The 12747-nt window shown below is 59.1% G+C and carries 12 protein-coding genes; 6 read left to right on the top strand and 6 right to left on the bottom strand.

Annotated features, from left to right (window positions below; all coding sequences use genetic code 11):
• Positions 1 to 558, bottom strand: a complete 558-nt coding sequence (locus M2397_RS22110) for a helix-turn-helix domain-containing protein (protein ID WP_131699982.1) — start codon at positions 556 to 558, stop codon at positions 1 to 3.
• A gap of 212 nt (positions 559 to 770) precedes the next feature.
• On the opposite strand from M2397_RS22110, the gene M2397_RS22115 reads away from it, so the two are divergent.
• Both M2397_RS22115 and M2397_RS22120 read left to right on the top strand, forming a co-directional pair.
• Complete coding sequence (locus M2397_RS22115; RefSeq protein WP_131699981.1) at positions 771 to 1079, top strand: RcnB family protein; 309 nt, start codon at positions 771 to 773, stop codon at positions 1077 to 1079.
• 76 nt (positions 1080 to 1155) lie between these two features.
• Complete coding sequence (locus M2397_RS22120; protein WP_259244406.1) at positions 1156 to 2349, top strand: MFS transporter; 1194 nt, start codon at positions 1156 to 1158, stop codon at positions 2347 to 2349.
• On the opposite strand, the gene M2397_RS22125 is transcribed toward M2397_RS22120, so the two are convergent.
• From M2397_RS22125 to M2397_RS22145, 5 genes are all read right to left on the bottom strand, one after another.
• Positions 2312 to 2584, bottom strand: coding sequence for a DUF1652 domain-containing protein (locus tag M2397_RS22125; RefSeq protein WP_131699979.1), 273 nt, complete (start codon positions 2582 to 2584; stop codon positions 2312 to 2314). The genes M2397_RS22120 and M2397_RS22125 overlap by 38 nt on opposite strands.
• Before the next feature lie 131 nt (positions 2585 to 2715).
• Positions 2716 to 4212, bottom strand: a complete 1497-nt coding sequence (locus tag M2397_RS22130) for a PAS domain S-box protein (protein WP_131699978.1) — start codon at positions 4210 to 4212, stop codon at positions 2716 to 2718.
• A 292-nt stretch (positions 4213 to 4504) separates the two neighbouring features.
• Positions 4505 to 5674: a hypothetical protein gene (locus M2397_RS22135; protein ID WP_259244407.1), complete on the bottom strand. Its 1170-nt coding sequence runs from the start codon at positions 5672 to 5674 to the stop codon at positions 4505 to 4507.
• Between the two features lie 14 nt (positions 5675 to 5688).
• A complete protein-coding gene (locus M2397_RS22140) occupies positions 5689 to 6576 on the bottom strand; it encodes a nitrilase family protein (protein ID WP_131699976.1) in 888 nt (295 codons plus the stop codon).
• Positions 6577 to 6826: 250 nt separating this feature from the next.
• On the bottom strand, positions 6827 to 7072 hold the full coding sequence (locus tag M2397_RS22145) for a DUF6124 family protein (RefSeq protein ID WP_131699975.1): 246 nt from the start codon (positions 7070 to 7072) through the stop codon (positions 6827 to 6829).
• A 397-nt stretch (positions 7073 to 7469) separates the two neighbouring features.
• Here M2397_RS22145 and M2397_RS22150 point away from each other — a divergent pair, with 397 nt between their 5' ends.
• From M2397_RS22150 to M2397_RS22165, 4 genes are all read left to right on the top strand, one after another.
• Positions 7470 to 7814: an FKBP-type peptidyl-prolyl cis-trans isomerase gene (locus M2397_RS22150; RefSeq protein WP_259244408.1), complete on the top strand. Its 345-nt coding sequence runs from the start codon at positions 7470 to 7472 to the stop codon at positions 7812 to 7814.
• Positions 7815 to 8410: 596 nt separating this feature from the next.
• Positions 8411 to 11116 carry a magnesium-translocating P-type ATPase gene (gene mgtA / locus M2397_RS22155; protein ID WP_259244409.1) on the top strand — a complete coding sequence of 902 codons (2706 nt, stop codon included), beginning with the start codon at positions 8411 to 8413 and terminating at the stop codon, positions 11114 to 11116.
• Between the two features lie 16 nt (positions 11117 to 11132).
• Positions 11133 to 11849, top strand: coding sequence for an MgtC/SapB family protein (locus M2397_RS22160; RefSeq protein ID WP_131699973.1), 717 nt, complete (start codon positions 11133 to 11135; stop codon positions 11847 to 11849).
• Positions 11850 to 12117: 268 nt separating this feature from the next.
• On the top strand, positions 12118 to 12747 hold the full coding sequence (locus M2397_RS22165) for a response regulator transcription factor (protein WP_131698893.1): 630 nt from the start codon (positions 12118 to 12120) through the stop codon (positions 12745 to 12747).

Below are 12747 nucleotides of genomic sequence, written 5' to 3' on the forward strand. Positions count from 1 at the left end.
CTAGTTGTAAACCCACAGCACGCGGGCGGGCAGGTCGGTCAGGTTGGCGTAGCGGCAGTGGGCGAAACTGGCCAGGTGGAAGCTGTCACCGGGGCCGAGGGTGACCGAATCGGCCTCACCCTCTACCCACAGCGTCAATTCGCCTTCCAGTACAAATCCGGCCTGCTCGGCGCGGTCGCTCATGGTCTGTTCACCGCTGTTGGCACCGGGTGCCAGCAGGCTGTCGAGCATCGAGAAGGCACCCTTCATGCTGGGGGAAACCAGGATGTCGGTGATGCCGTTGGCGTAATACACCGTGCGACGTTCGTTGGGGCGGGTGACCCAACTCACGGCCTTGGGTTTGGACAGGCTGTAGAAATAGGTGGTGGGCACATCGAGGGCATGGCTGATGGCGGTGAGATCCGCCACGGTCGGACGCGACAAGCCGCGTTCCACCTGGGACAGGAAGCCCACCGAACGCTCGATCTTCTGTGCGAGTTGGGCGAGGGTGAGCTTCTTGTGCTTGCGCAGGTCGTGGATCAGGATCGCGAGGGCGTCGAGTTCTTCTTGCTGGTTCATGAAATTTATATCTAATAATTTCATGAAAAATTACAGGATTTATTTCATGGTGGCAATGGGCGGGGCGCGTAAGCCACAGGGAGATTTGTCAGGGGCTGAAAAGTTGTGAAGATACCGATGCTCATCACAGGGGATCAAGGTTCAGCAGGCTGAATGATTTCATGCGCCCGCGGTCGGAACCTGGGTACGCATCATTCATTGAAGGAGCACCCATGAAGTCCAAAACCCTAGCTGCCTGTGTCCTGGTCGCCGCCAGCCTGTCCACCGCCAGCTTTGTCGTGCAGGCCGGTGATACGCCGCAGGAAACCGTGCAGCCTTCGAACATCAACACCCGTGATTTGAAAGAAGGCGACCGCGCCCCGGACATCCTGATGCGCGAGGAGTCGGCGGTCAGCGACTGGAAGAAACGCGGTCTCAAGCAGCCTGAAGCCGACAGCCAGTGGGCCCGTGTGGGCGATAAGTTCGTGCTGCTCAAAACCACCAACGGCACCATCCTGGAGATCACGCCCGTCAAGAAATGACCCGCGTTTTTTTTCGGCTCTTGCGTTAAGGTAACCGGCCATCAAGACCGTGTTACCTTCAAAGAAAGAGAGCAGGATGCTTGCCACAATAAGAAACTACCCCCGCGCCGTGAACCTGTTGTTGTCCGCCACGTTGCTGCTGACGCTGGCCAAGGCCATTACCTTTCCTTACCTGGTGATCTACCTCACCCGCCACTTTGCCCTCGACATCACCCAGGTTGGGCTGGTGATCGGCAGCTCGTTGATCGTCGGCTCGCTGCTCAGCGTGTATGGCGGTTTTCTGGTCGACCGCATCAACAGTTATCGGTTGTTGCTGGGGTTGAGCGTGCTGTTTGGGCTGGGGTTTATCGGTACGGTGTTGGCGCAGAACATCTGGGCGTTCTACAGCTGTCTGATCCTGATCAACCTGGCCTACGCGGTCATCGATATTGCGGTAAAGGCCGGTTTTGCCAGCTTGCTGCCGGAGGATGCGCGCAGCGAAGTGTTTTCCATCAAGTACACACTGACCAATATCGGCTATGCCGCGGGGCCGTTCTTTGGGGCGATGGTGGCCAAGCTGGACATCAGCCTGCCGTTCATCTTGTCGGCGCTGTTGGGGGCGGGGTTTTTCCTGCTGTACTGGCGTTGGGGCGATCGCACCCTGGCGACCGTCGATGTCACGCAAAAGCCGGTGCCGTTCCTGGCCGTTGGTCGCGTGCTGCTGCGTGACCATCGCCTGGTGTGCTTCACCCTTGGGGGTGTGCTCAGCGCCGTGGTGTTCGGCCAGTTCACCGCCTACCTCTCGCAGTACCTGGTCACCACCACCAGTGCTGAATACACCTACACCATCATCAGCGCCGTGCTCACCACCAACGCCGTGCTGGTGATCGCCTTGCAGTACGTGATTGGCCGACGTATTTCCCACCGCTACCTCAGCCAATGGCTGATCGCAGGCCTGGGCATGTTCATGTTGGGCTTGATCGGTTTTGCACTGTCCACCAACGTGCTGTGGTGGGTGCTGGCGATGGCGGTATTTACCGTGGGGGAAATCATCGTGTTCCCGGCCGAATACATGTTTATCGACCGGATCGCCCCGGACCACTTACGCGGCATGTATTACGGGGCGCAGAACCTGTCCAACCTGGGGGCTGCGCTGGGGCCGGTGTTGTGCGGGCTGGTGCTGGCCAGCCTGCCGGCCCACTACATGTTCTACATGTTAGGCGCGTTCATCGTCGCGGGCGGGGTGTTCTATTTCATTGGTTCGTCGTTGAAGGCGCGTCTTCCAGCGTGACGTTGCCCATGTTGTTGCTTTGCAGTTCGTAGCGCAGTTCTTCCACCATCTTTTCCACGTCTTGCGGGGTCTGCAGCCGGTTGGTGCTGATCCCCGTCACCACCAGGTCCACCCGGCCGGTGTCGGCGTCGTAGACCTTGAGGGTCAGCGACGCATCCCGGCACAGGGTGAACTCGCATGTCAGCGGCGCGAGGCCTTCTTCGATGCAATTTCGCAGTTGAGAGAGTGTAAACATGTGGGTTCCTTCAAGGTGTCGTTTTACGACGGCACAGGTTAAAAGCCCTGTACTCACACCCTGAAGGTTAGGGATTGCGACTGCGCTGGATAAGGCGAATTCGCACTAACTGTACTAGTGCATTTGCACTTTTATCGGCTTTTCTTGACCCGCAGTTCACCGGCAAACAGTCCGCGTTCACGAGCCCAGACGATCGCTGCGCTACGGCTATGCACCCCCAGTTTCGAGTACACCGTAGCCACATGGTTACGCACGGTGTTGGGCGCCAATTTCAGGCGTGAGGCGATCTCCTTGTCGGCCAGGCCCTCGCAGATCAGGCCGAGTACATCACGCTCACGGGCGGTCAGGTCGGTGAAGGCCACGTTCGGCAGGTTGGGGCTGTTGACGCTCTTGGCATTGGCCAGTTTCTCGATCAGGGTCTGGCTGAACCAGGACGCGTCCTGCATCACTTCCTCGATGGCCGCCACCAACTCCAGTTCCGAGCGCTTGCGTTCGGTGATGTTCATCATCACCAGCAGATAGCAGGGCACATCTTGAATGATGACCGTGTCGGCCGAGACCACGCAGTCGATGACCTCGTTGCCTTTCTTGCGCACCCTGAGGTCCTGGCCATCGAGGTTGCCGGCTTTCTCCAGGGTGGCGAACAACTGGGCGGCTGTCTCCTGGCTGTCGATGAAGTTGATGTCTTCGATGGATTTACCGATCAGCTCTTCACTGGTGTACCCGGTCATGGCCATGAATGCTTCGTTGACATCCACCACCTGCCGATTGTCGGCGCTGCACACCAATGTGGGCACCGGCGTCAGGCGAAACGACTTGGCGAAGCGCTCTTCACTCTGGCGCAGGGCGATTTCGGCCTTGCGGCGTGGCTCCAGGTCGGTGAAGGAAAACAGCATGCAGTCTTCTTCGTTCATGTCCAGCGGCTGGCCGGCGACAATCACCAGTTTGCTGCCGCCTCCGGGCAGTTTCAGCTCGGCCTGCATCTGTGGGATGGTCGCGCCTTCACCGAGGCGCTGAACGGCCAGGTCCCTGCGCTCGGCATGCTCCAGCACGTCCAGCTCATACACTGAGCGGCCGATCACCTGGTCACGGTTGTAGCCGGTCATCTCCAGGAAGCCCTGGTTCACTTTGATATAGCGCAGGTCGCTGAGGCGGCAGATCACCGCCGGCGCCGGGTTGGCGTTGAAGGTTTTTTCGAAGCGCTGTTCGGCGCTGGCCCATTCGGTGGCGTCGCTGAGGATCAGCACCAGCAATTCAGGCGTGCCATGGGAGTCGCTGATGACCAGGCTGCGCAGGCGATGCACCCAGGTTTTTTCTTCATCGGAGGTGGGCATGACCTCCACCACCACGTCGCTGAATTCATCGCCTGCCGCCGCGCGGGCGAGGGGGTAATTCTCCAGGGGCAAGGGATGATTATTGCGATAGCGCAGGGCGAAGCGTTCGGCGTATTCCCGGGTATTGCTGCCCAGTGCCGCGACCTCATTCACCCCGTGCATGGTCAGCGCGGCTTCATTGGCCCAGAGGATGGTCTGGTCGACCTCGGCCAGGATTATCCCGTCGGACAGCCCGGAGATGATCTGCTGCAGTTGGCGGCGGTTGGTTTCTTTGGCAAGGACATCCTGGGTCATGATTTCTCCGGGTTTTAGGCGCATGGAAGTACGACAGCCCGGTGTCAGGATAGTGCGGAGCAATTGGCCGGCATGGGGTGCGAATGCATCAGATGGCGTAGTGCATTTGTGCGAGGACGAGGAGCTGAAGCCACAGGCCGAGCAGGGATCCCGTGAGGTGACGCCCAAGCAGCTGTCGCGTGCGGCGTTGAGTTTCTTTGTGGGTCGAGTGGCGCTGACGATGCGTCGGGTAACGTTGGCTTGATCGGTTGATGTGTTCAAAGGTGGTTAGGGGGGGCCCTAACCACACCTTTCAAGTTGCCAGCCAACCTATGATCGGCACAATCATCAACGTACTCAAGGCCATTGAAACTACATTGCCAATGTATGGATGAAAATGGGCAGGCAGTCTCGCTGCAATTGCACAGGCCAACGGCGGTGCGACCAGTGCGCCCAGCAATGCACTTGAAGTCACCACCATCCAACTGCCACCGTGGGTCAACACCGCTGCCGGTACCACAGATACCAACGGTACATAGGTGGGATACCAACCCCGCTTTATCCATTGATGGCGCCAGATCACTACGCCAAAAGCCGACGTCAGTGCCTGCGCTCCTACCATGTGCAAAAGCAGGCCGGAGCCATAAGCCGGGCTCATGGGGTTGAGGGCATAGGCAAGTAACACGCCTGCCAACAGTCCGAGACTGGCCAACTCATTTCCAAAAAAGGGGGCTTCGGAAAAGTCCGCCAGCACTCGGCGCAGGCTCCAGAACACTCCGTAACTGGGCGGGGTAACAGGTATCGGTCGGTCTGGAGCGATAGCGTCCGAACGCACCAGCGAGGGCACCCGACGACACAGTGCAAATGCGATGACGCTTCCGATAGCCATGCCCAGCACATTACCGACCACGGCTGGTAAACCCAGTGGCACACACACCAGATTGACGATCAACAAGCACAATGGAGTAACCAGCAATGCTCCCAGCACTGCACCATTGAGGGCGACCTTCCAACCGCTGCCAAACATGAGCACTATCGCTGCTGGCAATGAAACAAACGCCGCAAACGTAGGCTGCCAGGTTTCGGCGGTAACGCTCCAACCCCACAGCAGGTTGCTCAGCAACAGCCCGATCAACGAACTGATCACCACCCAAGGCCATAATCCGGTGCCATAGCAAATGGAAAAGCCCTGCCAGGCTTTGCCGCGCTTGCTCGCCCACCAAGCCAGATAGGCACCACTCAATAGGCCCAGTGACGCGAGTTCATGCTTGTAGAAGGCAACTTCGCTGATATCTCCCACTACCCACCGCAACCAGGCGGCGGGGTGGGGTAGGGCCGTCACCATCTCACTGTATCCTGGCCACGAACCCCGATGACTGGCTACAACCCATACCGCGAGCAAGGTTGCGACCAGTCCCAGTGCAACCACTGTGATATCCACCCGTGAGCAGATCGGTGTTTTCTTGGTAAATAACCTTTCCATAATGTGCCCTCCTCTCAGCGAGGCAGGGCAGGGTGTTGGGAATACCCGAGCATCTGATCATAAAGATCATTGCGACGGTCCCGCTGCAGATCATTGAGGCTGTTCCAGATCGGCGCGCTGCGGGCGCTGGTGATGTCAATGTCGGCGAACAGGATCTCTTGGCGATTGGCCGAAGCCACGGCGCCGATTGGCCAGCCATTTGTCCCTGCAATCAAGGAGCATCCGAGATAGCGGGCATCCCGCTCTTCACCAATGCGGCTCGCGGCCGCGATAAATACGTTGTTCACATGTGCAGCTGTCATCGTCAGGTACGACGCCATGCACTTTCCTGCCTCATCGAACAACGGTGGGGGTGTCCACACCCAATTGTTCAAGCTGCAAATGATATCGGCGCCTTGCTGGCTCAAAATGCGCGGTACCTCCGGAAACCAGATGTCCCAGCAGATCAGCAGGCCGATACGACCGATCGGCGTTTCAAACACTGGAAAACCAGAATTCCCCGGGGTGAACCAAAGCTTTTCCAGGTTCCATAAATGGGCTTTGCGGTATTTGCCTATGAACCCGTCGGGCCCCAGCAATACGGCTGTGTTGAACAGCTGCATACCATCGATTTCGCTAAGACCGGCGACCAGATACACCTGATGCTTGCAGGCAAAGTCGATCCATTCCCGCACACTCGGTCCGTTCGGCACTGCCTCTGCATGATCAAACGCGTCCTGGCGGCTGCTGAAGAAATAGCCGCAGTTGGAAAGCTCCGGCAGCACGATCAGATTGGCGCCGCCGTTTACTGCTTCAGTCGCCAGTAGAAGACTTTGACGCAGGTTGTCGCTTCGGTTGGCTATACCGACCTGTGGGTTGAACTGAATGACGGCGACGCGGGCAGGGCTTGTTGGTTCGTTCATGGGGGTGACCTCTTATTGTTATGCAACCAGGGTTGGTTGGATGTTTATAAGAGGTGACGAGATGTTCGAAGAGAAGTCGGACGGTTCCTGCTGCGTTGTAGTTAAGTTCTCTAACGCTGCGTTAGCTGTTTGTGCTGAAACACCATGCCGAGCAGTGGGGCCCTTAGGTTAGAGAGGTCGTTGCTAAGCAATGGGCTGCTGCGCAGCCCAGCGGGAGCAAGCTCCCTCGCCACAGAGACCCACTGTGCTTTTAGCGTGGCTGCACACACTCCAGTGACCGGTCAACCATCACACTGGCCATGTCCACCAGGTGCATGACCGACAGCACCAGCGTGCGTGAAGGGCCATCCAGTTGATCCCCCGCCGTCTGTGCGGCAACGGCGGCGCAACGTAGCACACTGCTGGCGTGGGCCAGGGCGTCTTCGAAGCTGAGGTCTGGGGTGGTGGTGAAGAATTGCAGTGCTGGGGCGGGTGGGGCGGGGACGAGTTTGTCCATGGGTTCAACTCCTAATCTAAATTGGAATGTCACCACCATCGCTACCAAACGATGTTTAGGGTGGTGACCGTACGCAGATTGGTAGACCGGTGATTAGGACCCGGTGCACCCGAAGGTGCCCTGCGCACGGCCACCATAACGCAGGGCCGAAAAAAAGCGCCTTGCAGAAGGGGGCGCTTAGCGCCTAATCACTCGTGGTCTACCAAACCCCGAGTCACTGAATTGGCAGTGACCGCCGAAGACTAGCCACGTGATTTGAGCGGCGCAAGCGCTTGGGATTCTCTCGGAAACGTCCTGCAAGTTAAAGGGAAATGTCACGGCTGCGACTGTTCCTACACTTGCCAAACACCACCGATTCTGGGAAAACCCCAGCCTTTACGCCTTCAGCGAGAACCCCATGAGCCCCGACGAACTCCAGATCACCGACACCCGCCCAGGCACCGGCAAAGCCGTGGTCAAGGGCGCGCTGATCACCACCCAATACACCGGCACCCTGGAAGACGGTACGGTCTTCGATTCGTCCTGGGAGCGGGGCAAGCCGTTCCAGTGTGTGATCGGCACCGGGCGGGTGATCAAGGGCTGGGACCAGGGTTTGATGGGCATGCAGGTCGGCGGGGTGCGCAGGTTGTTTGTGCCGGCGCACCTGGCCTATGGCGAACGGTCTATGGGCACGCATATCAAGCCCAACAGCAATCTGCGCTTTGAGATTGAGTTGTTGGAAGTGCTGACGCGGGATGATTAATCTCGCAAAAACTTGACCCACCGGCTCGTACGCAGTTGCCGAGCGCAAGCGAGGCTGCGTTCGCGGTGTGTCAGACGAACCGTTGACGCAGCCTCGCTTGCGCTCGGCAGCTACGGGATTTGGCGAACCTGCCACCTCACATTCAAGCATCGGCGGCTCCAAGATTGGGGTTCCTGAACCCTCCCTGAAGAATCTTCTTATTCACCATATGGAAACTTTCCTACGGTTTACTCTCCTTAAATCGGGGCGTAAGCTTCGCGCGTTTTCATCAATAGCGGAGACCCTCAGTGGGTACTTGTTCGAGTGACAGTTGTCGGCCGGTCTCGGTAACCGGCACATACTTGGCAAGATAACGCGCATTTTTTCGATGCCGTTGTCTCGCCACCTAGCGAGAAGCGGCATCCCGGCAGCGGCCAGTCCTGGCTGTTGTCCGATCCCTCTCATCGACGCTGACCAGCACCCGGTTAACCTCGGGATGCTACGGACGCGCCTGCCTTTTACGGCGGGCGGGCCGGGCTGACTGTGCCTATGAAACGGGCGCGGTGGGACAGGCAGTACCTGCACGACGGTTTTTCCTCGCGCAGGAGTAACACACCATGAACCTCACTCTGTTGAAAGAGTTCTTCGCCGGCTTCTTGCGGACCCGGCATATCGCCCGGCATTTCCGCCGCCTGGCGATGCTCGAAACCGTGACCGATGCCAGCGTCAGCCGCGAAGTGCCGCCCACTCTGGCGCAAACCCTGGTGGTCGCGGCCAATAGCAGTGCCGTGCAATTGCTCGGTACGTTGGGCAGCCATACCGAGGGCTTGAACAGCCTGGAAGCCGACGCCCTGCGCGTGCAATACGGCCTCAATGAAGTCGAGCACGAGCAGCCGCTGCCGTGGTGGGTGCACCTGTGGCACTGCTATAAAAATCCGTTCAACCTGCTGCTGACCTTGCTGGCGGTGATTTCCTGGCTGACCGAAGACATGAAAGCCGCCACGGTGATTTTCTCCATGGTGGTGCTCTCGACCCTGCTGCGCTTCTGGCAGGAGGCCAAGTCCAACAAGGCCGCCGATGCCTTGAAAGCCATGGTGAGCAACACCGCCACGGTACTGCGCCGGGATGATGCCAAGCGCGTCGAATTGCCGATCAAACAGCTGGTGCCAGGTGACCTGATCGTGCTCTCGGCCGGTGACATGATCCCCGCCGACTGCCGCGTGCTCAGTGCCAAGGACCTGTTCGTCAGCCAGGCGGCGATGACCGGTGAGTCGATGCCGGTGGAGAAGTTCGCCCAGCAGCAGGACGCCAGCACCCGCAACCCGCTGGACCTGGAGAACATCCTGTTCATGGGCACGAACGTGGTGTCCGGCGCCGCGACGGCGGTGATTTTGACCACCGGCAACAGCACCTATTTCGGTGCGCTGGCCCAACGCGTGACTGCCACCGACCGTGCAACCACCTCGTTCCAGCAGGGCGTCAACAAGGTCAGCTGGCTGCTGATCCGCTTTATGTTCGTGATGGCGCCGCTGGTGTTGTTCATCAACGGTTTCACCAAGGGCGACTGGACCGAAGCGCTGCTGTTCGCGCTGTCGATTGCCGTGGGCCTGACCCCGGAAATGCTGCCGATGATTGTCACATCCACGCTGGCCAAGGGCGCGGTATTCCTGTCGCGCAAGAAGGTTATCGTCAAGCGCCTGGATGCGATCCAGAACTTTGGCGCGATGGATGTGCTGTGCACCGACAAGACCGGCACCCTGACCCAGGACCGGATTTTCCTGGCGCGTCACGTGGACGTGTGGGGCGAAGAGTCTGACGATGTGCTGGAGATGGCTTACCTCAACAGCTACTACCAGACCGGCCTGAAAAACCTGCTGGATGTGGCGGTGCTGGAGCATGTGGAGGTGCATCGCGAGCTGAAGGTCGGCACCGCGTTCCAGAAGATCGATGAGATCCCGTTCGACTTCAACCGCCGTCGCATGTCGGTGGTGGTGGCGGAGCAGGGCCAACCGCATTTGCTGATCTGCAAAGGCGCGGTGGAGGAGATCCTCTCGGTGTGCAACAGCGTGCGCCATGGCGAGGTCAACGAAGCGCTGACCGACGACTTGCTGGCGCGCATTCGCCAGGTCACTGCCGCGTTCAACGAAGAAGGCCTGCGGGTGGTGGCGGTGGCCGCGCAACCCATGATGCCGGGGCGCGATACCTACAGCCTGGTGGATGAAAACAACCTCACGCTGATCGGCTACGTCGCCTTCCTCGATCCACCCAAGGAAAGCACCGCGCCCGCTCTCAAGGCGCTGAAAGCCCATGGTGTGGCGGTCAAGGTGCTGACCGGCGACAACGAGCTGGTCACCGCCAAAATCTGCCGCGAAGTGGGCCTGGAGCAACAGGGCCTGTTGATGGGCAACGACATCGAGGACATGACCGACGCCGAGCTGGCCAAGGCCGTGGAAACCACCAATGTGTTCGCCCGCCTGACGCCAAGCCACAAGGAGCGCATCGTGCGTCTGCTCAAGGCCAACGGGCATGTGGTGGGCTTTATGGGCGACGGCATCAATGACGCGCCGGCGCTGCGTACGGCCGACATTGGTATCTCGGTGGACAGCGCGGTGGACATCGCCAAGGAAGCCGCCGACATCATCCTGTTGGAAAAGAGCCTGATGATCCTGGAGGAGGGCGTGCTGGAGGGCCGGCGCACCTTCGCCAATATGCTGAAGTACATCAAGATGACGGCCAGCTCCAACTTCGGCAACGTGTTCTCGGTGTTGGTGGCCAGTGCGTTTATCCCGTTCCTGCCAATGCTGCCGATGCACCTGCTGGTGCAAAACCTGCTGTATGACATTTCGCAGATCGCGATCCCGTTCGATAACGTCGACGAGGACATGCTCGCCAAGCCACAACGCTGGCAGCCGGGGGACGTGGGGCGCTTCATGCTGTTTTTCGGGCCGATCAGTTCGATCTTCGACATCACCACGTTCGCACTCATGTGGTACGTCTTCGATGCCAATACGCCTGACCACCAGACCCTGTTCCAGTCCGGCTGGTTCGTGGTGGGCCTGCTGACCCAGACGTTGATCGTACACATGATCCGCACCCCGAAAATCCCCTTCCTGCAAAGTCGCGCGGCGATGCCGTTGATGGTGATGACCGGCGTGATCATGGCCGTGGGGATCTTCCTGCCGATGGGGCCGCTGGCGCATTACTTCAAATTGCAGGCGCTGCCGTCGCTGTACTTTGTGTTCCTGCCGGTGATCCTGCTGGCGTACATGGCGCTGACCCAGGCGGTGAAGGGCTACTACATCCGTAAATTTGGCTGGCAATGAACAGGGACGGTTTTCCATGCAAGCAATCAACAACATCAACCTCAACGCCCTGATCGACACCCTGGTCAGCCTTACCGCCGCGTTTATCCTCGGTGGCCTGATCGGCTTCGAACGCCAGTACCGCCAACGCACGGCGGGCCTGCGCACCAACGTACTGGTGGCGGTGGGGGCGGCGATTTTTGTCGACATGGCCAACCGCCTCGGCGGTGCGGAAGGCGCGGTGCGGGTGGTGGCGTATGTGGTGTCGGGCATCGGCTTTCTGGGGGCCGGTGTGATCATGCGCGAGGAAGGCAATGTGCGCGGTCTCAACACCGCCGCCACGCTCTGGGCGTCGGCGGCGGTGGGGGCATGCGCGGGGGCCGACCTGGTCCTCGAAGCGTTGCTGGGCACGCTGTTTGTGCTGGCGGCCAATACGCTGCTGCGGCCCATCGTCAATAACATCAACCGCCAACCGCTGGATGTGGTGTCGGCGGAGGTCACCAACATCCTCTATGTGATTGCCCGGCGTACCCAGCAAACCGCGGTATTGGCGTTGCTGGAAGCTGAACTGGCGCGCTGTAACTACCCGGCCAGCGATGTCGATGTACGACCGTTCGGCGCCGAGGAGGTTGAAATCGAAGCCACACTGGCAGTGACCTCGGTAGATGGTGACGAGTTGGACGCCCTGGTGGCGCGAATTTCCAGGTCGACCCTGGTGGTACAGGCCTTCTGGAGCCCCAGCACCACCGAGTAGCTCCTGGAGGACTCTGAGGAAAGGTCCTACATTTAGTCGAGATTATCCCTTCATTGGAAAAAACACGCGGTTGCTAAGGTTGCGCGCTTGCGCCTGTTCAGGAATCAAGGCGTGGCTGCACATGTTTACTGTGTTTTGCAAAAGGAGGGGCCTTACTGCCTGAGGTGTTGTACGGAGTATTCAGTACCGCTTGTCGGAACTGTTACTTTTCACAGGTAGTGAGGTCTCGCGTGATATGTAAGCGTACTGATCTTCCCAGGGGAGTCTTATGAGCAACAAAGCTTTAATCGTGGATGATCACCCTTTTATACGCGCCACCGTGAAGTATCTGTTGAAGCAGGAAGGCTTCGATACCATCTACGAAGCGGGTAATGGCGCTGACGCCATGCAGATTGCTCGCGAAGAACGTCCGGACCTGGTCGTTCTCGACCTGGCGATGCCCAAGCTCGGTGGGTTGGAGGTGATCAGCCGGATCAAGGCGCTGGAGTTGCCCTGCAGGATCCTGGTGCTGACCTCGTATCTGGCGGTGTTCTTTTCCACTCGTTGCATGCGCGCCGGGGCGATGGGGTTTGTCGCCAAGACCGGTGAACTGGATGAGCTGCAAAAGGCGATCAGGGCGATCAGGTCCGGCTACAGTTGCTTCCCCAGCCTGCCCACCAGTTCGGTGCGTCGCGACGACCTGCAATCGACCGAGCAGGAGTTGGTGGGGGCGCTATCCGATCGCGAATTGACCGTCCTGCAAAAGCTGGCCCTGGGCCTGGGCAACAAGGAAATTGCCGAGGACATGCTGTTGAGCCACAAGACCATCAGCACCTACAAGACGCGGCTCAAGGAGAAGTTGAGTATGTCGTCGGTGGTGCATCTGTCCAAGTTTGCCCAGCGCAATCATCTGATCTGA

This window comes from Pseudomonas sp. BIGb0381 (genome assembly GCF_024809815.1).
GTDB lineage: Bacteria > Pseudomonadota > Gammaproteobacteria > Pseudomonadales > Pseudomonadaceae > Aquipseudomonas.

Bases quoted from the DNA above. Each gene is read 5' to 3' on its own strand.
- M2397_RS22110 (WP_131699982.1), bottom strand. From the start codon at position 558: ATGAACCAGCAAGAAGAACTCGACGCCCTCGCGATCCTGATCCACGAC.
- M2397_RS22145 (WP_131699975.1), bottom strand. From the start codon at position 7,072: ATGGACAAACTCGTCCCCGCCCCACCCGCCCCAGCACTGCAATTCTTC.
- M2397_RS22135 (WP_259244407.1), bottom strand. From the start codon at position 5,674: ATGGAAAGGTTATTTACCAAGAAAACACCGATCTGCTCACGGGTGGAT.
- M2397_RS22140 (WP_131699976.1), bottom strand. From the start codon at position 6,576: ATGAACGAACCAACAAGCCCTGCCCGCGTCGCCGTCATTCAGTTCAAC.
- M2397_RS22150 (WP_259244408.1), top strand. From the start codon at position 7,470: ATGAGCCCCGACGAACTCCAGATCACCGACACCCGCCCAGGCACCGGC.
- M2397_RS22165 (WP_131698893.1), top strand. From the start codon at position 12,118: ATGAGCAACAAAGCTTTAATCGTGGATGATCACCCTTTTATACGCGCC.
- M2397_RS22115 (WP_131699981.1), top strand. From the start codon at position 771: ATGAAGTCCAAAACCCTAGCTGCCTGTGTCCTGGTCGCCGCCAGCCTG.
- M2397_RS22125 (WP_131699979.1), bottom strand. From the start codon at position 2,584: ATGTTTACACTCTCTCAACTGCGAAATTGCATCGAAGAAGGCCTCGCG.
- M2397_RS22120 (WP_259244406.1), top strand. From the start codon at position 1,156: ATGCTTGCCACAATAAGAAACTACCCCCGCGCCGTGAACCTGTTGTTG.
- mgtA (WP_259244409.1), top strand. From the start codon at position 8,411: ATGAACCTCACTCTGTTGAAAGAGTTCTTCGCCGGCTTCTTGCGGACC.
- M2397_RS22130 (WP_131699978.1), bottom strand. From the start codon at position 4,212: ATGACCCAGGATGTCCTTGCCAAAGAAACCAACCGCCGCCAACTGCAG.
- M2397_RS22160 (WP_131699973.1), top strand. From the start codon at position 11,133: ATGCAAGCAATCAACAACATCAACCTCAACGCCCTGATCGACACCCTG.